The organism is Celeribacter sp. SCSIO 80838 (genome assembly GCF_056498065.1).
Window position 1 is genome coordinate 121,532 of the sequence record NZ_JAZKMA010000001.1, and the last position, 20,348, is coordinate 141,879.

A 20,348-nucleotide genomic window follows, 5' to 3' on the forward strand; every position below is an offset into this window, starting at 1 on the left:
CATATCACGCCTCGTGATGCAACCATCTTCCCGGACACCGCGACCTCACGCCCCGTCTGACACGAAAAATTCACGAAACTTCGCGCAATCCCCGCAGGTGTTGCGCCAAAGCGACGCGCGCACTATCAGTCATGCACCTATGCGCACTTTACATATACGAAGGACAGGACATGGCCGCCGACCGCACTCTTACGGATGCCGCTGACCGCGAGAAATCGAAACACATCGGCGCCCTCGGTGCGCTCTGGCCTTTCATCCGGCCCTACAAGGGGCTGATGGTCGCGGCCCTCGTCGCCCTCGTCATCACCGCCTGTATCTCCCTGATCCTCCCCGTCGCCGTGCGTCGGGTGGTCGACGGTTTCCAGAGCGCGGGCGTCGTGTTGCTCGACCAGTATTTCGGTGCCGCCCTGATGATCGCGGGCGCTTTGGCCCTTGGCACCGGCATGCGCTATTACCTTGTCACCCGTCTGGGCGAACGTGTCGTCGCCGACATCCGCAAGGCCGTGTTCGACCGGATGATCCGCATGTCCCCCGCGTTCTACGAGCGCATCATGACCGGCGAGGTGCTGTCGCGCATCACCACCGACACCACGCTCATTCTCTCCGTCATCGGTTCCTCGATCTCCGTCGCTTTGCGCAACGCGCTCATCATGGTGGGCGGGCTGATCCTCATGCTCTTCACCTCGGCAAAGCTCACGGGGCTTGTCCTGTTGATCGTCCCAGTCGTGATCGTGCCGATCGTGGTTCTGGGCCGTCGCCTGCGCAAACTCTCGCGCGAAAACCAGGAATGGATCGCGTCGTCTTCCGGCACCGCCTCCGAAGCCCTTCTCTCCGCCCAGACCGTGCAAGCCTTCACCGGCGAAGCCCAACAGGCCGCGCGCTTCGACAGCGTCACTGAGAAAAGTTTCACCTCCGCCCACACCCGCATCAAGACCCGCGCCGTCATGACCGTGATCGTCATCGCGCTGATTTTTTCCGGCGTGGTCGGCGTGTTGTGGATCGGTGCCCGAGACGTGCGCACCGAAGCCATGACCATCGGCGAGCTGGTGCAATTCGTGATCTACGCCATCATGGTCGCGGGCGCCTCCGGTGCGCTGTCCGAGATCTGGGGCGAATTGCAGCGCGCCGCGGGCGCGACCGAACGCCTCGTCGAGCTTCTCTCTTCCGAGGACCCGGTCAAGGACCCCGCCGATCCGAAACCCTACCCCCTGCCCGCCAAAGGCGCGATCTCCTTCAAAGACGTGCGCTTCTTCTACCCCTCGCGCCCGACGACGCCCGCCCTCGACGGTGTCTCCTTCGACATCCAACCCGGCGAAACCGTCGCCCTCGTCGGCCCCTCGGGTGCGGGCAAATCCACCATCATCCAGCTCCTGCAACGCTTCTACGATCCGCAGGAGGGCGTCATCTCCATCGACGGCATGCCACTCTCCGACATGGCCCGCGCCGACTTCCGGCGACACATCGCGCTCGTGCCGCAGGACCCGGTGATTTTTGCCGCCTCCGCCGCCGACAACATCCGCTTCGGTCGCCCCGACGCGCCGATGGAGGAGGTGATCAAAGCCGCCAAGGCCGCCGCCGCCGATGAGTTCCTCGCGAAACTGCCCGAAGGCTACGACTCCTACGTCGGCGAGCGTGGCATCATGCTGTCGGGCGGGCAAAAGCAACGCGTCGCCATCGCCCGCGCCATCCTGCGCGATGCGCCAATCCTTCTCCTGGACGAGGCCACCTCCGCGCTCGATTCCGAATCCGAGCGCGCCGTCCAGAAGGCGGTCGAGGACATGGCCCGCACCCGCACCACGCTGATCGTCGCTCACCGCCTCGCCACCGTGAAGAAAGCCGACCGCATCCTCGTCTTCGAGGACGGCGGGATCGTCGCCACCGGCACTCATGACGCCTTGGTGGCCGAGGGCGGGCTCTACGCGCGGCTCGCGAAACTTCAGTTCACCAACGGGGAGTAACCCGGAAATTTCCCGTTTTCATTTGGTTACATAAGGCGGATAGTCTTGGCCAAACCCTTATGACAGGAGATGAGAGATGGGACTTTTCAGCTTTGTGAAAGACGCTGGCAAAAAGGTGTTTGGCAAGAAAGAGGAAGAACCGAACGCGGACGACCTTCTGGCCGAAATCAAAGCGCTCGGGCTTGAGGCCGAAGGCGTCGAAGTGGCCGTCGATGGCGACAAGGTGGTGATCGGCGGCACGGTCAGCGATCAGGCGACCAAGGAAAAGATCATCATGGCGGCGGGCAATGTCGCGGGCATCGCCGCTGTCGAAGACACCCTCGCAGGCGCCGACCCGGTGTTCCACGAAGTGAAAAAGGGCGACACGCTCTGGGCGATCTCCAAGACCGCGCTCGGTGACGGCAACCGCTACATGGAGATCTTCGAGGCCAACAAGCCGATGCTCTCCCATCCCGACAAGATCTACCCCGGCCAGATGCTGATCATCCCGCAAGGCTGATCCGGCAACACAGCCGAGATATCCGAAGGGCGTCACATCTTGTGGCGCCCTTTTGCATTTGGCAAATATGCCGCTTTGCTGTGCACCTCTCCGCCTATCGTTTCCTTTTGCGAAACAACAAGATGGTTGTTTCGTCGCAATCTGGATAATTTGCCCGCGTCGTAACGAGGAAACGGACCGCCCGCATTGGATGAGAGCACAAGACAGGATCGGCTCGAAGAACAGATCATCGCGTGCCTTCTGATCGAGCGGCAAAGCCCGTATGACGCGCTCAAAACGCTTATGGCGCAACCCGCTCCCCCCGATCCGATGGAAGCCGTCTTTGCGCTGATCACCGTGGGCGCCGATCTCTCCGGCTGGCACAAACCCGTGCTCCACGCGCTGTCGCACCGGTGTTTCGAGGCCGCCACCCTGTTCATCTGCGAGCTTTGGGCAGAGGGCTACCGCCTTGATCCGCCGGAAAGTTGAGCCATCATAAAAGGGACCCCAAAGGCATAAGGCATGAGATGCTCGACGTTTTGAAAAAACCCCTGTTGCTCTTCCGGCGCTATTATCACGCGCTCTGGCTCCGGGTGACGCTCTATGCGCTGATGTCGCTCGCGGTCTCGCTGATCACCCTTATCCTGCGCCGCTACATCCCCGAAGAACTCGCCCAGCGCATCGACACCGCTGCCGTGATGCCGGTCCTGACCATTCTCGCCTCGTCCATGCTGGCGGTCTCGACCTTTACCCTCAACGTCATGGTCAGCGCGCATACCTCGGCGGCCAACACCGCCACGCCGCGCATTCACCGCCTGCTGTTGCAGGACACCACGCCCCAATCCATGCTCTCCGCCTTCATCGGCGCGTTTATCTTTGCGCTCAGCACGATCATCCTGTTCCGCACGCAGGTTTACGGCGATGACGAGGCTGTGGTGGTCATGGCGCTCACCATTCTCGTCGTGGTGGTGATCATCATCGCCATGCTGCGCTGGATCAAGCATCTGAGCCAACTCGGCAGCCTCGACAACAGTCTAAACCTCGCCGAAACGGAAGCGCGGCGCAGCATGGCGGCGCTGCGCAAAGACCCTGCTTTGGGGGCCAACCCTCTGACGCCCGAGACGATCCTGCCGGAGGCAACATCGCCGCTCCGCGCTCCGAAAACCGGCTATATCCAGTTCATCGACACGCGCGCGCTCAACAGTTGCGCAGGCGACCACGGGTTGGTCTATATTTTGCACCGCCCCGGCGCTTTCGTCCTCGAAGGCACGGCGCTCGCCCAGCTCTCCGGCATGTCGCCCGACAGCGATCTCGACGCCATGGCCCGCGCCTTCGTCATCGGCACCACCCGCACCCATGAGATCGACGCGGAGTTCAGCCTGACCACCCTGTCGGAAATTTCCTCGAAAGCCCTCTCCCCCGGCGTCAACGATCCCGGCACCGCGATCGACGCCGTGACCCGGACGACCGCACGGTTCTGGGAGGCCTCCCACATCGCGCCCACCGACACGGTGCGCGCGCCGCATGTGTTCTGCCCGCCGCCCTCGGCTCGGGCGCTGATCGATGCGGCCTTTGCCGCCACCGCCCGCGACGGCGCCGGTCAGATCGAAGTCACCCGCACCCTGCGCCGCTGCCTTTTGTCATTGACGGACGCGCCCGACCCGGAGATCGCCCGCGCCGCCCAAGACATGGCAGAGCGCGCCCTCGCATATGCGCAAAACGCCCTGCCGCTTGAGGCCGAAAAACTCGAACTCGGCGGCGTCTCGGCTCAGAGCTTTTCGACCACCACGGAGCCCACCGAATAACCCGCCCCAAATGAGCAGATCAGCCCCAGATCGCCCGCGCTCATCCCGCTATTGTGCTGCGCAAAGGCAATGATCGAGCCAGCCGACGAGGTATTGGCATAGTCCTGAAGGATATTCGGCTGTTCTTCCGGCTCCGGCGTGCGCCCGAGAACCTTCTTGCCGATGTAATCGTTCATCGACTTGTTCGCCTGATGCAGCCACATGCGTTTGAGCCCGGTCGGGTCCTGCCCTTCCTCTTCCATATGTTGCGCGATGTGATGCGACACCAGCGGCAACACCTCCTTGAACACCTTGCGCCCGTTCTGCATGAACTGCATGTCGCGGCGGTCTTCCATCTGGTCGTGCGCCCGGCGCAGGAAGCCGTTGTTGTTACGGATATTGTTGGAAAACTGCGTGGCGCAGCGGGTCGAGAGCACCTTGAACTGCGGCTTCGCAGCCACGTCCGAGGCTTCCAGCAGCACAGCCGTCGCCACATCGCCGAAGATGAAATGACAATCCCGGTCGCGCCATTCGAGATGGCCGGAGGTGATCTCCGGGCACAGCACCAAAGCGCGCTTGATCGAGCCTGCCCGGATCATATCCGTCGCCGTCTGAATGCCGAAGGTCGCCGAAGAACAGGCGACATTCATATCAAAGGCAAAGCCGCCCGCGCCCAGAAGCGCCTGAATTTCCACGGCCATCGCCGGATAGGCGCGTTCCATATTGGACGCGGCGCAGAGGATCAGGTCAATCTCCGCGGCCTCAACCCCGCCCATGGCAAGCGCCTGCCCCGCGGCATCGACCGCCATCTCCGCCATCAGCGAAGGCTCCTCGTCCGAGCGTGGCACATAGTGCGGGCACATCCGGGTCGGATCGAGAATGCCGTCCTTTTCCATCACATACCGCTGCTCAATGCCCGAAGCCGCAAAGATGAACTCCGACGAGGAATAGCTTTTCGCCTCCACCGTCCCCGCCGCGATCTCGTCTGCGTGTTCCGCATTGAAAAGATCGACATAGGCGTTGAACGACGCGACCAGTTCATCGTTGGAAATTGCATAGGGCGGCGTAAAAACACCCGTTCCGCTGATCACAACCTCTTTCATCGCACCGCTCCTTTGACGTATTCAGAGTGCGCGCACACTAGTCAGGCGCAAGGGGTTCGTCCACTGTTCCTGACCGGGCGATCTAAAATCTGACGTGGCGTCCAAGGGGGAATTTCGTCGCATGACGCTGCGTTTCTCGCCCCGGGGGTGCTCTTGCACGGTGCGGGGATTGCCCGCATCATGACCGCGAGGAGACGCACGTGCCGGAACGCACCGCACGGCGGCATAAGGGGAGGACAGCATGCCATCCGATTTCAGCTCGCTTCAGGCGCGCAACGCCATTGACGCGGAAATGCCGTGGGAAGACCGCGATGTGCCCGTCACGATCTACGAACGCCTTTTGAAAACCGCAAAGGCCTTCGGGGCGCGTCCGGCGTTTTCCTATCAGATCACCTCCGGTCCCAAGGACAAGGCGGAGACCCTGACCTGGTCGGAGACGCTTCACAAGACCACCCAAGCCGCGAACATGTTCCGCGCGCTCGGCGTCAATGAGACCGATGTGGTCGCCTATATCCTGCCCAATGCCAACGAGACGGTGCTGACCTTTCTGGGCGGCATGGTCGCGGGGATCGTCAACCCGATCAACCCGCTTCTGGAACCCGAACAGATCGCCGCCATCCTGCGCGAGACCAATGCCAAGGTCGTGGTGACGCTGAAAAGCTTCCCGAAAACCGACGTGGCCCAGAAGGTCGCCGAAGCGGTGCGCCATGCGCCCAATGTGAACACCGTGCTGGAGGTCGATCTCCTGCATTACCTCACCCCGCCGAAAAAGTGGATCGTGCCGTTCATCCGTCCGAAAAACGACGACGCGCGGGCGCATCACGCCGACATGCTCAATTTCAACACCGAGCTGGCGAAATATCCCGGTGACAAGCTCACCTTCGAAGACATCCGCGAAGACCGCGTCGCCGCCTATTTCCACACCGGCGGCACCACCGGCATGCCGAAAGTCGCGCAGCACAAATATTCCGGCATGATCTACAATGGCTGGCTCGGTTCGCGGCTTTTGTTCACCGAGCGGGACAACATCATGTGCCCGCTGCCGCTGTTCCACGTCTTCGCCTGTCAGGTGATCGTGATGAGCCAGATCGCCTCCGGCGCCCATGGTGTCTATCCGACCCCTGCGGGCTATCGTGGCGAGGGCGTGTTCGACAATTTCTGGAAGCTCTGCGAGCGCTGGAAAATCTCCTTCATCATCACCGTGCCGACCGCCGTCTCGGTCCTGATGCAGCGCCCGGTGGATGCCGATATTTCCTCCGTCCGCATGGCCTTCTCCGGCTCCGCGCCGCTGCCCGTCGAGCTTTACAAACGCTTCGAGCAAGCCGCAGGTGTCGAGATCGTCGAGGGTTACGGGTTGACCGAGGCCACCTGTCTCGTCTCCGTCAACCCGGTGGGCGGGCCGAAGAAAATCGGCTCCGTCGGCATTCCCTTCCCGCACACCGACGTGAAAATCCTGCGCCACACCGCCGAAGGTCCGGTGGAATGCGCCGTGGACGAGGTGGGCGAGATCTGTATCGACAGCCCCGGCGTCTTCCCCGGTTCGACCTATACCGAGAAGGACAAGAATCACGACCTGTTCCACCATGATGTCTATTTGCGCACCGGCGATCTGGGCCGGATCGACGCCGACGGTTATGTCTGGATCACCGGCCGCGCCAAGGACCTGATCATCCGGGGCGGGCACAACATTGATCCCGCCGAGATCGAAGAGGCACTCGCCGGACACGAAGCCGTCGCCATGGCCGGGGCCATCGGCCAGCCCGATGCGCATGCGGGCGAGCTGCCCTGTGTCTATGTCGAACTCGTGGAGGGAGCTTCCGTCACGGCGGACGAGCTGATGGCCTATGCCAAGGTTCACATCCACGAACGCGCCGCGATCCCGAAACATGTCGAGATCATGGACGAACTGCCAAAAACCGCCGTGGGCAAGGTGTTCAAACCCGACCTGCGCAAGCGTGCCATCACCCGCATCTACAACGCGGCTCTGGAGGCCGAAGGGCTCACCGCCCGCGTCATCCAGGTGATCGACGACAAGAAACGCGGCCTCGTCGCCCGGGTCGATCCGGCCGCCAAAGCCGAGGCCGAACAACTCTCCCATGTGCTGGGCCGCTTCACCAACCCCTGGGAATGGGCCGAGTGAATCAGAGAAGAAACATGGGCTGACGGCCCGAAACGACATTGCGAAAAGCCCTGCTCCGGCGGGGCTTTTTCGTGGGCCGGAACCTCATGTCTTTAAAATTCGACGGTCTTTTCTGGCCTTTAATCGAATTTCAACCTTTCCCACGCCATGATTGTGCCCAGATCGCCGCCTAGCGTGGTCACCAACCCGCCGGAATATGCCGGAATATATGAAAAACACCGGCCTCTTGACCCTTGAACCAAACGCCTAGACCCAAACGCTCTGAACGAAAGGACTGCGCCATGCTCGTCGGACTGCTTTCCCTCTCTTTGCTCACCGCAGCGCTCGCCACCGGACTTGGGCTGGGGATCGGCATGCCGCTTTGGCTCGGACTTGTGACCTTCCCGATGATCGGCAGTGTGACACTGCTCCTGCTGTCGGCACTGCTCTACGGTCTGCGGGCGCAATCGCATGCCCCTGATCGCGCCACGCCCGCCGAAGGCGAACACGCCCTCGCCTGAGGCCTTTACTCCTCCCGGATATTGCACGCCATCAGCCGCGCGAAAAGCCCCGGCGACACCCGGTTGAGCCAAAAGGACAGCCGCGCGACGCGCCCCACGGGAATGAACTCGCGGCCTCGCTCCAGGCCGCGCAAAATCTCCGTCGCGGCCTGCTCCGGCGTCATCGCATCGACCGTGTCCCGCGCCGATCCCGGTCGGCTCAACCCGTCGCGCATCTCCGCCTGCCCCGGATTGGTCGCCACGAAACTCGGTGCCGCGATGACACAGCGTACGCCATGGGGCTTTTCCTCCGCCCGTAGCGATTTGAAAAACCCTTCGAGCGCATGTTTGCTGGCGGCATAGCCCGTGCGCCGCACCAGCGGGGAAAACCCCGCCACCGACGACATCGCCAGATGCGTCCCCCGCACCCGCCGCAGGTCCATGAGAAACGCCTGCGCCATATTCACCGCCGCGAAATAGTTGATTTCGAACAGCCTGCGGTGGCTCCCCTCCGACAGTTCGGAGAAGGTCCCGATCTGGGTCACGCCCGCATTGTAGATCACGAGATCGACGCTCGGGACTGCCTGCCGGATCTCCGCACACACATGGCGCAACGCCGCCGCATCGGTCAGATCGCAGCCATAGGCCCGACGCCCCGGCACCTCTTCCAGCGCCTCAAGCGCAGGCCCCGGCAGGTCGATCAGCACCGTCGCCCAACCCCGCGCCCGCAGCCCCGCATCGAGCGCCCGACCGAGCCCCCCGGCCCCGCCGGTGATCACCGCCGTCTTCATAGCCCCGCCGCCTTGCGCCAGAGATCGAGCACTTCCGCGCTCGTAAGCTCCGGCACATAGCCGAACCGCTCTTTCAACGCGGTATTGTCGAGCACCGGACGATATTGCAGGAACCGCACCTGCTCCGGCCCGTAGCGCGACAGACCCAGCGGATGCGCCACGGCCAAAGCCGCACGAATGGCCCAGGGCGATAGGCGCAACACAGGCTTGCCCAGCGCACGCGCCAGATCGGAGACGCCCAGCGCCCCGTCCCCCGCAACATTGTAGATCCCGACCGGCCCCTCGGCGATCGCCCGCGCCAGAATCCGCGCCAGATCGCGGGTCCAGATGAACACGAACGGGCTTTCCGAGCCGCTCAACGCCAAAAGCCGCGGCTTGTGAAACAGCGCGGTGATCTGGTTCTCGAGCCCCGCGCCCAGCACGGTCCCCACTCGAAACACCACCTGTTCGAACTCTGGCCGCGTGCCGCGCGCCTCCGCCAGCATCTCCTCGACCTGCCGCTTGTGATCTGAATAGGCGAACTCGGGATTGCCCCGCACCGGATCGCTTTCCCGGAGCGGCACCGGATTGTCGGCGTAATAGCCATAGGCCGCCCCCGACGAGGTCACCACCAGCCGCCGCACCCCATGCGCCAGACAGGCGTCGAGAATGTTGCGCGAGCCGATGACATCCACCCGATGCGCCACCGCGCGCGTCGTCGGTGTGACGATAGAGGCAAGATGGATCACCACCTCCGGGCGCTCCGCCCCGACCACCCGATCCGGATCGCTTCCCCCGACATCGAGCGGCACGAACCGCATCCCCTCCGGCAGATCCGCGGGCGGGCGCAGATCGGTCGCGACGACCTCCATCCCCTTGCCCGCAAGCTCTGCCAAAAGCGCCGATCCCACCGCCCCGGCGGCCCCTGTCACCAGAACCTTGGTCATCGCACCGCCTCCGTCCGCGACCAGAGCCGTGCCAGAACAAGCCCCGAGATCGCATGCCAGACGCCCCAAAGTGCTGCGATCACCGCCATGCCGCCCAGGCCATGGAAAAACCCGAAAATGAGCACAAGCCCCAGACCCGAATTCTGAATTCCGGTCTCGATGGTGATCGCCCGCCGGTCATAGGGCGACACCCGCGCAAGGCGCGCCGTGGCATAGCCCCCCGCCAGCGCCACCGCATTGTGCAGCACCACGATCAGGATCACGTAGCGGGCGTAGTCCAGAAACACCGCCCAATTCGCCGCCAGCGCCAGCACGATGAAGCCGAGAAAGATCAGCATCGACAGGCTTTGCAGCGGGCGGCGGATCAGATGCGCAATCTCCGGTCGGTAACGATAGAGCGCAATCCCCGCCAGAAGCGGCAAAAGCAACATCAGGCTTACCGTGATCCCGATCCGAACCGGATCGATCGCCACCGCGCTCAGGATCTCCCGCGAAGGCGCGTAAAGCTGCCCCCAAAAGGCGATGTTGAGCGGGGTCAGGACAATCGCGCCCATGGTCGCACACCCGGTCATCGACACCGATAATGCCGCGTTGCCGCCCGCGCGATGGGTGATGAAATTGGAAATATTGCCCCCCGGGCAGGCCGCCACGAGGATCAGCCCAAGCGCAATCGAGGCCTGCGGTTGCAGCACGAGGATCATCCCGAAGGTCAGCGCCGGCAGCACCACGAATTGCGACACAAGTCCGGCCAAAAGCGGCTTCGGCGCGCGCAACAGCCGGGCAAAATCCGACGGTTTGAGATCGAGCGCGACTGAGAACATGACGATCGCCAGAATGGCGTTCATCACCAGAAGCCCCGTGGGGCTGAAATTCAGAACGACACTGTCGAGATCCGTCATGCCGCCCCCCTGGACAGCGCCCGGATCCAGCCGGTGACGGCTTTGCGATAGGTCGCCTTGTCGACGTAATAGGCCATGCGCGCGAGTTTGAGATAGGCCACCCCGCCCGTCGCCCGCGCGTATCCGGCGGCTTTCTCGACCTGCAATTCGAGCGCGGACGTGCGTCCCTCCCGCAGCCCGCGAATATAGCGCGCCACCATCTCCGCCTGTTCATGCCGCCCCTGCCAGCCGAGCCCCGAGGCCTCCACCATGCCCAGCACGAAAAGATCGTCGCGCTCCGGGTGCATGCAATTGAGATAGAGATGCGGCGCGGCGCCCTGCCAGTTGAGCCATGCCTTGTCGATGAACGGATAGTGCAGCAGATAGCCCGTCGCCGTCAGGATCATGTCGTACTCGGCCTGAGAACCGTCGCTGAAATGCACCGTCTTGCCGTCGAGCCGCTCGATGTCGGGACGCACCTTAAGGTCGCCATGCCCGGCGTGAAACAGGATCAGCGAATTCACCACCGGGTGGCTTTCGTAGAGCTTATAATCGGGTGTTGGAAAGCCGTATTTCTGCGGATTGCCGACGAACCATTTGAGCAGGAACCCGTCCACCCGACGCTTCAGCCACATCGGCAGGGTCACCGCCCCGCCCAGCGTGTCGGCGGGCCGTCCGAACACGTATTTCGGCACGAAATAATAGCCCCGGCGCAGGGAAATATCGCAGCTCACCCCGTGATGAATCGCATCCACCGCGATGTCGCAGCCGGAATTGCCCGCCCCCACGATCAGCACCCGTTTGCCTGCGAACTGCTCCGGGCGGCGGTACTGGGCGGAATGGATGATTTCGCCGTCGAACTGGCCTTTGAACTGCGGGACATTCGGCTCCGACAATGTGCCATTGGCGATCAGGACGCCCGCGAACCGCGCGCTCTGCTCCTGCCCCTCCCCATCGCGCCAGGTGACCCGCCAGCCGTCGCCGCTCTCCCCAAGCGGTTCGACCTTGAGCACTTCGCAGTTGAACGCATAGTCGCGGTACAGGTCATAGGCCTTGGCAAACTCGCGGAAATACCGCGCCATTTCGCGGTGCGACGGGTATTCCGCCACCTCCTCGCGCATCGGAAAATCGGTGAATTCCGTCATCGTCTTGGACGAGATCAGATGCGCGCTTTCATACATGGTCGAGCGCGGCGCCTCAATGTCCCAAAGCCCGCCCACGTCGGAATGCAGCTCAAAGCCCTGAAAGGCGATCCCCTGTTCGCGCAGCACCTTGGCCATCGCCAGCCCCATCGGACCGGCCCCGATCAGCGCATATGTCTCCGCCGTGGCGCCCACAGGCGCCCCGTCCGTTTTCGCAGTCATTGATGTTCCTCCCTTTGGCATCCGAAGATGCCGTTTTAGATTGAACGACTGTTAAAAATAGCGCAAGATATTCTTATGGAACCAATAAAAACCAAAGAAAATCAGAGACAACGCGCCCCAAGCCAGAGGTCTTTGGCGACCCGCGCGCGCATTCTTGACGCTGCGGAAACCCTGTTTTCCGAACGCGGTTTCGAAGGCGCATCGATTCGCGACATCGCACGCGCGGCGGGGGTTCAGGGGGCTTTGGTGAACCATCACGGCGGCAGCAAGGACGAGTTGTTCACCACCCTCGTGACCCGGCGGGCAGAGGAACTCGCCCGGCTCCGTCTGGACGCGCTGGAGCGGGAGATCCGGCTGGGCACACCGGAGCTGCGTGGCATTCTCGGCTGTTTCATCACGCCGCTGCTCGACAAGGTCACCGGCGGCGATCCCGGCTGGCTGGCCTATGGTCGGCTGATCGCGCTGGTCTCCGCCGATGACCGATGGCGCGACCTGACGGAGCGCTGTTTCGACCCCACGGTGGCGCGGTTCATGCAGGAAATCCGCAAGCTGCGGCCCGACGCGGACCCGGTCCGGGTCGGCGCTTATTTCGTCTTCACCGTCTCGGCGATGCTGTCGGTCTGCACCTCGCGCTGGCGGATCGCGGCGCTGGCCGGGGAAGACCCGGCGCAGACCCTGACCCAAAGCCTGCTCGATTTCTGCGAAGCAGGGTTCGAGACCGCGACACGCGGCTGATCCGCCTCAGATCAGATCGTCCTCGCTCAGATGCGCATAGGCATCCGGGTAGATCAGCCTCTCATGCGCCATTCCGGTGCCCGGTGCGATCGGGTAGAGCAAGGTGTGCTGCGGCATCATCGTGGTTTCAAGGCGCGACGCCGCCAGCTTGGAGAACCCCAGGCGCGAGAAATACCGCGCCTCGCCGATCACGATCACCGCCTTCGCCCCCGCCCGCTTGGCATGCTCCATGCCCCGCACCACAAGCTCCCGCCCCATGCCGCGTTTGTGGTGGCTCGGCGACACGGCCAGAATCGACATCACCCACCAATCCTGCGGCAGAACCATCCGGGCACAGCAGATATAACCGAGAATCGCGCCTTTCTCGTCATAGGCCACGCGCTCCATCGCCATCGCCTGCTCCTTGCGCAATTCCTTGGCGAAACGGTACATATCCGGACCACCGAACGTGCTATCCAAAAGAATTGAAAGCGGAAGCTCATCGTTTTCCGTTAAAGCGCGTAAGTGCATTTCTTGCCCCATCGACATCAGGTCCTTCGTCAGCTTTGCAAGTGCAGAAAGTTCAAGGCAAGAGAGAAGCTTTCCAGTGTCCCCCTCCAATGCCCTCTTCACCTGCTCGCCAAAATTTCATGCAACCGCACAACAAACAATCACAAAAAAAGGCTGCCCGCAGGCAGCCTTTTCATAGATTTATGACGGGGCGATTACATCATGCCGCCCATGCCACCCATGCCGCCCATGTCCGGCATACCGGCACCAGCGCCGTCTTTCGCCGGCTTGTCGGCAACCATGGCTTCGGTGGTGATCAGGAGGCCAGCAACCGAGGCCGCATCTTCCAGAGCGGTACGGGTCACTTTCGCCGGATCGATCACGCCGAATTTGAACATGTCGCCATATTCTTCGGTCTGAGCGTTGAAACCGAACGCGGTGTCATCGGATTCGCGGACTTTACCGGCCACGACAGCCCCGTCCACACCGGCGTTTTCAGCGATCTGACGCAGCGGCGCTTCGATCGCTTTACGCACGATGGTGATCCCGGCATTCTGATCGGCGTTTGCGCCTTCCAGACCTTCGAGAGCTTTACCGGCCTGAACCAGAGCCACACCGCCGCCGACGACGATGCCTTCTTGCACGGCCGCGCGGGTTGCGTTCAACGCATCGTCCACACGGTCTTTGCGCTCTTTCACTTCCACTTCGGTCATGCCGCCGACCTTGATCACGGCCACACCGCCAGCGAGTTTGGCAACGCGCTCTTGCAGTTTTTCACGGTCGTAATCGGAGGTGGTTTCCTCGATCTGGGTGCGGATCTGAGCCACGCGGGCTTCGATCTCGGCCTTGTCGCCAGCGCCGTCGACGATGGTGGTTTCGTCTTTGGAGATGGAGATTTTCTTGGCGGAGCCGAGCATGTCCATGGTGACGTTCTCGAGCTTCATGCCGAGATCTTCGGAGATCACCTGACCGCCGGTGAGGATCGCGATGTCTTGCAGCATGGCTTTACGACGATCGCCGAAGCCCGGAGCTTTCACAGCCGCGATTTTCAGACCGCCGCGCAGTTTGTTGACCACGAGGGTCGCCAGCGCTTCGCCTTCCACGTCCTCAGCAATGATGAGGAGCGGTTTCTGGGACTGGATGACCTGCTCGAGGAGCGGAACCATCGGCTGGAGCGAGGAGAGTTTCTTCTCGTGCAGCAGCACGATGCAATCTTCCAGATCGGCGACCATTTTGTCCGGGTTGGTCACGAAATACGGGGAGAGGTAGCCACGGTCGAACTGCATGCCTTCGACCACGGTGGTCTCGGTTTCCATGCCTTTGTTCTCTTCGACGGTGATCACGCCGTCGTTGCCGACTTTCTGCATCGCGTCGGCGATCTGACGACCGATTTCGGTCTCGCCGTTGGCGGAGATGGTGCCAACCTGAGCGACTTCGTCAGAATCCGCAACCGGGCGCGCGGAAGCTTTGATCGCTTCGACGACTTTGAGGGTCGCGAGGTCGATGCCGCGCTTCAGGTCCATCGGGTTCAGACCGGCAGCAACCTGCTTGAGGCCTTCTTTGATGATCGCCTGCGCCAGAACGGTCGCGGTGGTGGTGCCGTCACCGGCTTCGTCGTTGGTGCGGGAAGCGACTTCCTTCACCATCTGCGCGCCCATGTTCTCGAACTTGTCTTCGAGCTCGATCTCTTTGGCCACGGACACACCGTCTTTGGTGATGCGCGGCGCGCCGAAGGATTTTTCGAGAACCACGTTGCGGCCTTTCGGGCCGAGGGTCACTTTCACAGCGTCGGCGAGGATGTTCACGCCTTTGAGCATGCGGTTGCGTGCGTCGACGTCAAACTTGACTTCTTTAGCCATTGTTCACTCCGTAAATTCGATTGGATGGGATCGGATGTCTCAGGCGATGATGCCGAGAATGTCCGACTCTTTCATGATGAGAAGCTCTTTGCCGTCCACGGTGATTTCCGTGCCGGACCATTTGCCGAAGAGGACGATGTCGCCCTCTTTGACGGACGGTGCGATCAGCTCGCCGCTGTCTTTGCGAGCGCCTTCGCCCACGGCAACGACTTTGCCTTCGGCGGGCTTTTCTTTCGCGCTATCGGGAATGATGAGACCACCTTTGGTCTTTTCGTCGCTCTCAACACGTTCGACCACAACGCGGTCGTGCAGCGGTTTGAATGCCATCTTCGAGGCTCCTTCGCTCAAAGTTTCAGGTTTGCATCCACCCTCACGGGCGGGGATAAATCATGTGTTAGCACTCATAGGGTTCGAGTGACAACGACGCATAGTTAGGAAGGAGGTGGAAGTGAGTCAACAGGGGAGATGGGGAAAATTCATTCACGCATTGTCGCGCGAAGTAACCGCTCATAAATTTATGTTGGTTTTAACAAAAGAGGCCCTAAACATAGAAAGATGAAAGCATATGACATCAAGAAATACTTAAAAAGCTCCCGAATTATGGGGCGCAAAAGCACCTTCTCAAACGCTTTCGCGTCTGCTCTCGCACCTTTCGATGAATACTCCGAAAGCACCGTCAATTCAGCCATAGTGGATTTAGGGCAAAATCCCGAAGATGAATTGACCTGTGTTTATTGCGATGCTCCCGCTGCGACGTGGGACCATGTGTTCAACAGAGTGATTGCAGGAGAGTTTTCAGGCTACGGACATCGCATACGAAACCTTGTTCCTTCATGCCGGACCTGCAACGAACGCAAAGGCAAAAAGAATTGGCGTGATTTTATAATTCATGAAGGGCGCCCCAACGTTGAAAATCGTATAGCCAAAATGGAAAAGTTCTTGAGTGCCGATGAAGCACGACCAACGACAATGGATGACCTTCGAAACGCTGCACAACCTGAATTGGAGCGTTTTCTTGAAATACGCTCCAAAGTTTTTCACTTGTTGGAAGAGGCAGATGCCGTTGCAAAGACAATTCGTCAAAAGCTGTAATAGGCCGTGAGCAGGTTGCTCTACGAAACCCCATAAACCCCCACCCCAACCTTCTCAAACCACCCATAATGATTGTCCCGCATCATTCGGGTGGCGTGTTTGACGCCTGTGGCCTTGGCCACCTCCGCCCCCTTCGACGGCCCATGCTCCAACAAATACGCCCGGCATTTCTCCGCGTCCTGACGATAGGCCGTCACACGCCCGCCCGCCGGAGTGCCCCCCAAATTCGGATCCCCCTCCCGGCGTTCGAATTCGGTCAACAACTTCCCCGCCTTCGCCTTGTTCTTACGGGGCACAAAAGCACGCGGCTCGTGATGCACTTGCACCGTCTGCTCCGCCACGTTCACCGAAATCACCCCAAGCCCCAGCCGCTTGCACAGCCCAAGGTTCCCCTTGAACATCCGCCACGCCGCCCTGCCCTTCCAACGCGGCACCGCCAGATAGACCTGATTGCTCAAAGACTGCCGCGCCACGCCCTGTTGCAACAGCAACAGCGAAAACCCGGTCTTCAGCTCGACGATCACCGTCTCCTCGCCCCGAACCGCCACCACATCCGCGTCCCGCACCTCCGCCTTCACAACATATCCCAGCCCCTCGAAATGGGCTTTCACGGGCGGATAAAGATCGGTTTCACGCAGCTTGCTCATGTCCCAAGTGTTACAGCCAAGCCGTGAGCGCTCGCAAGGCGTGACAACCCATGCTGCACCGCCTATAAGGTCGCCGAAATCGCCAATATCCATGGGACATCTCATATGACCACGCTCGTTTTCGGCCACAAATCCCCCGACACCGACTCCACCGGCTCCCCGATCATCTGGGCCTGGTATCTCAACGAGGTGAAAGGCGTCGACGCCACAGCCGTCCTTCTGGGCGAGCCGAACACCGAGGCCGCTTTCGTCATCGAGAAATGGGGCTTTGACAAACCGGAGATCATTTCCGAGGTGGCCGAGGGTCAGGACGTCGTCATCGTCGACACCAACAACCCCGCCGAGCTGCCCGCCGCGATCAACGATGCCAACATCACGGCGATCATCGACCACCACAAACTGGTCGGCGGTCTGGAAACCAAAGGTCCGATCGACATCACCATCCGTCCGCTCGCCTGCACCGCCACCATCATGTACGACCTGATGGGCGACGATGCCGACAAGATGCCCGACAACATCAAGGGCGCGATGCTGTCCTGCATCCTCTCCGACACGCTGGAATTCCGTAGCCCGACCACCACGGACGTGGACCGCGCGCTGGCCGAGAAACTCGCCTCCGAACTGAACATCAATCTGGGCCAATACGCCTCCGAAATGTTCGAAGCCAAATCCGATGTGGCCGCCTTCACGGACGCCGAGCTGATCCGCATGGACTCCAAGGAATACACCGTCGGCTCGACCGACCTGCGTGTCTCCGTGCTGGAAACCACCGCGCCGAAGATGATCCTCGACCGCAAGGACAGCCTGATGGCCTCCATGCCCGCCGTGGCCGCCGAGGACGGCGCTCATGAAGTGCTGCTCTTCGTCGTCGACATTCTCAACGAAGAAGCCACGCTTCTGGTCCCCAACGACACCGTGAAAGCCATCGCGGAGGCCTCCTTCGGCTGCACCGTCGAAGGCGACACCGTGGTGCTTCCGGGCATCATGTCCCGCAAAAAGCAGATCATCCCGAACCTCAAAGTCTGAGGCCATCGCAAGATCGCACATATATCAAGGGGCGCCGCCGTGCGCCCCTTTTCCTTGGAGACCCCATGCTCAAATCCCCCGACTTCATGCGCGAAATGAAACGCGGCGAGGAAACCGCCGTCGCCGATCTCCTGACCGCCGCCTTCGGCCAGAAAGCCGAGGCACAGCTGGTCGAGGCGCTGCGCAAATCGCGCGCCATCGCGGGGGAAATGGTCCTGCCCATGGCCAATGACAACGGCTCCGAGGTGATCGGTTATGCCGCGCTCTCGACCATGCTCTCGCCCAAGGGATGGCTCTGCCTCGCCCCAGTAGCGATCCGCCCGGACCTTCAGGGCCGCGGCTTTGGCCGTCGCCTCACCGGCATGATCACGCAATGGGCGGAAATGTCCGGTCAGACCGTCGTCGTCCTCGGCGATCCCGAGTTTTATAGCCGTTGCGGCTTTCGCCCCATCGCGGAGAGCTTCACCTCGCCCTACCCGCTCACACATACGTTGACGGCAGGCCCGGCCAAGGCCAAGGTAAAAGAATTGATCTATCCCAAAGCCTTCGGTGCCTGATGCCCTCATTCCCGCTGCTGTCCCGGATCACCGCAGGGATCTGTTTCGCCCTCGCCGCCGCGATTTTCATCGCCCCGCCGTTGTTCTTCTGGCTCTTCCATCTCGACCCCTCCGTGACTGGCGCCGTCATGGCCCGCCGCGCCGCCGTTTTGTTCCTCGCCCCCGCCCTGTTGCTCTGGGGCCTCAAGGACATCGCCCGCTCCGACCTCGCCCGAAGCGCCATCGCCCGCGCCATGGCCGTGACCATGCTGGCCTTCGCCCTTCTGGGATTGAGCGAATTCGCTCTGGGTCGCGTCGGACCGGGGATCGGCCTCGCCGTGATCACCGAGGCCGCGCTGTTCTGGCTCTGGTATGGGCTGATGAAAGACCCGCAGCGCTGATCTGTGCTGTCCTTTTGCGACCGCGCGCGCTAGGTAGGGCACAACGTAAACAGTGAGGCCGCGATGACCCGCCTGATCCGAGAGCTTTCCGAAATCTCCAACGAATACGACGCGCTGTTCGTCGATCTCTGGGGCTGCATGCACAATGGCGTCACCGCCTTTCCCGAAGCGGTCGCAGCGATGCAGAAATACCGCGCGGGCGGCGGCAAGGTCGTTCTGGTCACCAACTCGCCCCGCCCCTGGCGCTCCGTCGCCAATCAGATCGCGGAATTCGGCGTGCCCGACGACGCCTGGGACGCCATCGCCACCTCCGGCGACTCGGCGCGCATGGCGATGTATCTCGGCGTCGTGGGTCAGAAGGTCTGGCACATCGGTGAAATGTTCGAGGCGGATTTTTTCCAGCCGATGGAAATTCTCGACGCGCCGCTCGACGTGACGGTCGTGCCGCTTGCGGAGGCCGAGGGCATCGTCTGCTCCGGCCCCGAGGACCCGCTGGCCGACCCGGAGATTTACCGTCCGCAATTCCTCTATGCCAAACAGAAGGGACTCAAACTCCTCTGCGCCAATCCCGACATCGTCGTGGACCGTGGCGAGGTGCGCGAATGGTGCGCGGGGGCATTGGCGGCACTTTACACCGAGATGGGTGGCGAGAGCCTCTATTTCGGCAAGCCGCATCCGCCGATCTATGACCTCGCCCGCAGGCGTCTGGCCCAGATCGCGCAGATCTACGACAACCGCATTCTCTGCATCGGCGACGGCATCGGCACCGACGTGATGGGCGCGATCGGCGAAGGTCTCGACGTGTTGTTCATCACCGGCGGACTGGCGGCGCAGGAGTTCGGCCCCGATCCGGTCAACCCCGACCCGATGCGCCTCAAGATGTGGCTGTCGGAACAGAACCTCTCGCCGACGGCAGCGATTTCCTTCCTGCGCTGAGTATTTTTACAGCAAAGGAAACAGGGCGCCGGAGCGATCCGACGCCCTTTTCTCATGTTTGACAGGCCTGTCGGGGTCCGACAAAAGTCCGACGCAAATCCGACGTTCATCCGACAGGGCAAACCGGGCCAAGGCGAGCTCCTCTTTGCAACTTATTTACAATAATTGCGCAAACATGAAAATTTTCTTTCGCGCAATATTGTTTCTCCCCTTCTTTTTTGCTATGCTGCACCGCAACATCACGAAGGAATCGGAGATCATGTTGGACAATCAGCCGCGCGGCACCATCTGCATCGAGGACATCGAAATCGGCATGACGCGCTCCCTGCGCAAGACCATCACCGATCGCGACATCGAGTTGTTCGGCGAGGTTTCGACCGACCGCAACCCGGTACATTTCGACGACGCCTATGCCGAGGACACGATTTTCGAGGGCCGCATCGCCCATGGCATGCTGACCGCCGGGCTGATCTCCGCCGTGATCGGCGAACAGCTTCCGGGGCATGGCACGATCTACATGGGCCAGACACTCAAGTTCCTCGCCCCCGTGCGCCCCGGCGACACCGTGCTCGCAGAAGTGACTGTGACCGACATCATCCATGCGAAACGCCGGGTTGCCCTTGATTGTCGCTGCACCGTGGGCGATACCGTGGTCCTGAAAGGCGAAGCCATGGTGCTTGCGCCGAGCCGCAAATTCGACTGACGCGGGGGGCTGCCTCGCGAGGA

22 protein-coding genes are annotated in these 20,348 nt (G+C 61.7%); 13 read left to right on the forward strand and 9 right to left on the reverse strand.

The features are described 5' to 3' along the window. Positions 1-170 precede the first annotated feature (170 nt). From V1475_RS00515 to V1475_RS00530, 4 genes are all read left to right on the forward strand, one after another. Entirely contained in the window at positions 171-1,958 is a 1,788-nt protein-coding gene (locus tag V1475_RS00515) for an ABC transporter transmembrane domain-containing protein (RefSeq protein ID WP_479411190.1), read from the forward strand. 76 nt (positions 1,959-2,034) lie between these two features. After that, positions 2,035-2,457 (forward strand): peptidoglycan-binding protein LysM, encoded by a 423-nt coding sequence (gene lysM / locus V1475_RS00520; RefSeq protein ID WP_479411191.1) that lies wholly within the window; start codon positions 2,035-2,037, stop codon positions 2,455-2,457. 186 nt (positions 2,458-2,643) lie between these two features. After that, the gene (locus V1475_RS00525; protein ID WP_479411192.1) at positions 2,644-2,925 is read left to right on the forward strand and encodes a hypothetical protein; all 282 of its coding nucleotides are present in this window, start codon (positions 2,644-2,646) and stop codon (positions 2,923-2,925) included. 38 nt (positions 2,926-2,963) lie between these two features. Next, positions 2,964-4,241, forward strand: a complete 1,278-nt coding sequence (locus V1475_RS00530; RefSeq protein WP_479411193.1) for a DUF2254 domain-containing protein — start codon at positions 2,964-2,966, stop codon at positions 4,239-4,241. On the opposite strand, the gene V1475_RS00535 is transcribed toward V1475_RS00530, so the two are convergent. Then, positions 4,205-5,323 carry a beta-ketoacyl-ACP synthase III gene (locus tag V1475_RS00535; RefSeq protein ID WP_479411194.1) on the reverse strand — a complete coding sequence of 373 codons (1,119 nt, stop codon included), beginning with the start codon at positions 5,321-5,323 and terminating at the stop codon, positions 4,205-4,207. The genes V1475_RS00530 and V1475_RS00535 overlap by 37 nt on opposite strands. A 241-nt stretch (positions 5,324-5,564) precedes the next feature. On the opposite strand from V1475_RS00535, the gene V1475_RS00540 reads away from it, so the two are divergent. Together V1475_RS00540 and V1475_RS00545 are read left to right on the forward strand one after the other, a co-directional pair. Further along, positions 5,565-7,463: an acyl-CoA synthetase gene (locus tag V1475_RS00540; RefSeq protein ID WP_479411195.1), complete on the forward strand. Its 1,899-nt coding sequence runs from the start codon at positions 5,565-5,567 to the stop codon at positions 7,461-7,463. Positions 7,464-7,744: 281 nt separating this feature from the next. Next, complete coding sequence (locus V1475_RS00545) at positions 7,745-7,963, forward strand: hypothetical protein (protein ID WP_434290693.1); 219 nt, start codon at positions 7,745-7,747, stop codon at positions 7,961-7,963. 5 nt (positions 7,964-7,968) lie between these two features. Here the strand turns inward: V1475_RS00545 and V1475_RS00550 are convergent, their stop codons facing one another. The 4 genes from V1475_RS00550 to V1475_RS00565 are packed head-to-tail and all read right to left on the reverse strand — an operon-like array spanning position 7,969 to position 11,901. Beyond that, the gene (locus V1475_RS00550; protein ID WP_479411196.1) at positions 7,969-8,733 is read right to left on the reverse strand and encodes an SDR family NAD(P)-dependent oxidoreductase; all 765 of its coding nucleotides are present in this window, start codon (positions 8,731-8,733) and stop codon (positions 7,969-7,971) included. After that, positions 8,730-9,659 carry an SDR family oxidoreductase gene (locus V1475_RS00555; RefSeq protein ID WP_479411197.1) on the reverse strand — a complete coding sequence of 310 codons (930 nt, stop codon included), beginning with the start codon at positions 9,657-9,659 and terminating at the stop codon, positions 8,730-8,732. Before V1475_RS00555 ends, V1475_RS00550 begins: the two co-directional genes overlap by 4 nt. After that, entirely contained in the window at positions 9,656-10,558 is a 903-nt protein-coding gene (locus V1475_RS00560; protein ID WP_479411198.1) for a bile acid:sodium symporter family protein, read from the reverse strand. Before V1475_RS00560 ends, V1475_RS00555 begins: the two co-directional genes overlap by 4 nt. Then, entirely contained in the window at positions 10,555-11,901 is a 1,347-nt protein-coding gene (locus tag V1475_RS00565) for a flavin-containing monooxygenase (protein ID WP_479411199.1), read from the reverse strand. Before V1475_RS00565 ends, V1475_RS00560 begins: the two co-directional genes overlap by 4 nt. A gap of 132 nt (positions 11,902-12,033) precedes the next feature. Here V1475_RS00565 and V1475_RS00570 point away from each other — a divergent pair, with 132 nt between their 5' ends. Further along, positions 12,034-12,636: a TetR/AcrR family transcriptional regulator gene (locus tag V1475_RS00570; RefSeq protein WP_479411200.1), complete on the forward strand. Its 603-nt coding sequence runs from the start codon at positions 12,034-12,036 to the stop codon at positions 12,634-12,636. Between the two features lie 6 nt (positions 12,637-12,642). On the opposite strand, the gene V1475_RS00575 is transcribed toward V1475_RS00570, so the two are convergent. The 3 genes from V1475_RS00575 to groES form a co-directional block, all read right to left on the reverse strand. Continuing rightward, positions 12,643-13,068 (reverse strand): GNAT family N-acetyltransferase, encoded by a 426-nt coding sequence (locus V1475_RS00575; protein ID WP_479411201.1) that lies wholly within the window; start codon positions 13,066-13,068, stop codon positions 12,643-12,645. Between the two features lie 272 nt (positions 13,069-13,340). Continuing rightward, positions 13,341-14,984 carry a chaperonin GroEL gene (gene groL, locus V1475_RS00580; protein WP_479411202.1) on the reverse strand — a complete coding sequence of 548 codons (1,644 nt, stop codon included), beginning with the start codon at positions 14,982-14,984 and terminating at the stop codon, positions 13,341-13,343. A 39-nt stretch (positions 14,985-15,023) separates the two neighbouring features. Continuing rightward, entirely contained in the window at positions 15,024-15,311 is a 288-nt protein-coding gene (gene groES, locus V1475_RS00585) for a co-chaperone GroES (protein WP_066705114.1), read from the reverse strand. A gap of 228 nt (positions 15,312-15,539) precedes the next feature. Here groES and V1475_RS00590 point away from each other — a divergent pair, with 228 nt between their 5' ends. Next, positions 15,540-16,076, forward strand: a complete 537-nt coding sequence (locus tag V1475_RS00590; RefSeq protein ID WP_479411203.1) for an HNH endonuclease — start codon at positions 15,540-15,542, stop codon at positions 16,074-16,076. Positions 16,077-16,096: 20 nt separating this feature from the next. On the opposite strand, the gene V1475_RS00595 is transcribed toward V1475_RS00590, so the two are convergent. Continuing rightward, a complete protein-coding gene (locus tag V1475_RS00595; RefSeq protein ID WP_479413934.1) occupies positions 16,097-16,723 on the reverse strand; it encodes a DUF2161 domain-containing phosphodiesterase in 627 nt (208 codons plus the stop codon). Between the two features lie 105 nt (positions 16,724-16,828). On the opposite strand from V1475_RS00595, the gene V1475_RS00600 reads away from it, so the two are divergent. The 5 genes from V1475_RS00600 to V1475_RS00620 all read left to right on the forward strand — a co-directional run bounded on the left by V1475_RS00600 (position 16,829) and on the right by V1475_RS00620 (position 20,325). Continuing rightward, complete coding sequence (locus V1475_RS00600) at positions 16,829-17,749, forward strand: manganese-dependent inorganic pyrophosphatase (protein ID WP_479411204.1); 921 nt, start codon at positions 16,829-16,831, stop codon at positions 17,747-17,749. A 65-nt stretch (positions 17,750-17,814) separates the two neighbouring features. Further along, the gene (locus V1475_RS00605) at positions 17,815-18,306 is read left to right on the forward strand and encodes a GNAT family N-acetyltransferase (RefSeq protein ID WP_479411205.1); all 492 of its coding nucleotides are present in this window, start codon (positions 17,815-17,817) and stop codon (positions 18,304-18,306) included. After that, positions 18,306-18,686 (forward strand): hypothetical protein, encoded by a 381-nt coding sequence (locus tag V1475_RS00610; RefSeq protein ID WP_479411206.1) that lies wholly within the window; start codon positions 18,306-18,308, stop codon positions 18,684-18,686. The genes V1475_RS00605 and V1475_RS00610 overlap by 1 nt, the downstream gene beginning before the upstream one ends. 63 nt (positions 18,687-18,749) lie before the next feature. Next, the gene (locus V1475_RS00615) at positions 18,750-19,622 is read left to right on the forward strand and encodes a TIGR01459 family HAD-type hydrolase (RefSeq protein WP_479411207.1); all 873 of its coding nucleotides are present in this window, start codon (positions 18,750-18,752) and stop codon (positions 19,620-19,622) included. Between the two features lie 259 nt (positions 19,623-19,881). Next, positions 19,882-20,325 carry a MaoC family dehydratase gene (locus V1475_RS00620; protein ID WP_434290668.1) on the forward strand — a complete coding sequence of 148 codons (444 nt, stop codon included), beginning with the start codon at positions 19,882-19,884 and terminating at the stop codon, positions 20,323-20,325. Positions 20,326-20,348 lie beyond the last annotated feature (23 nt).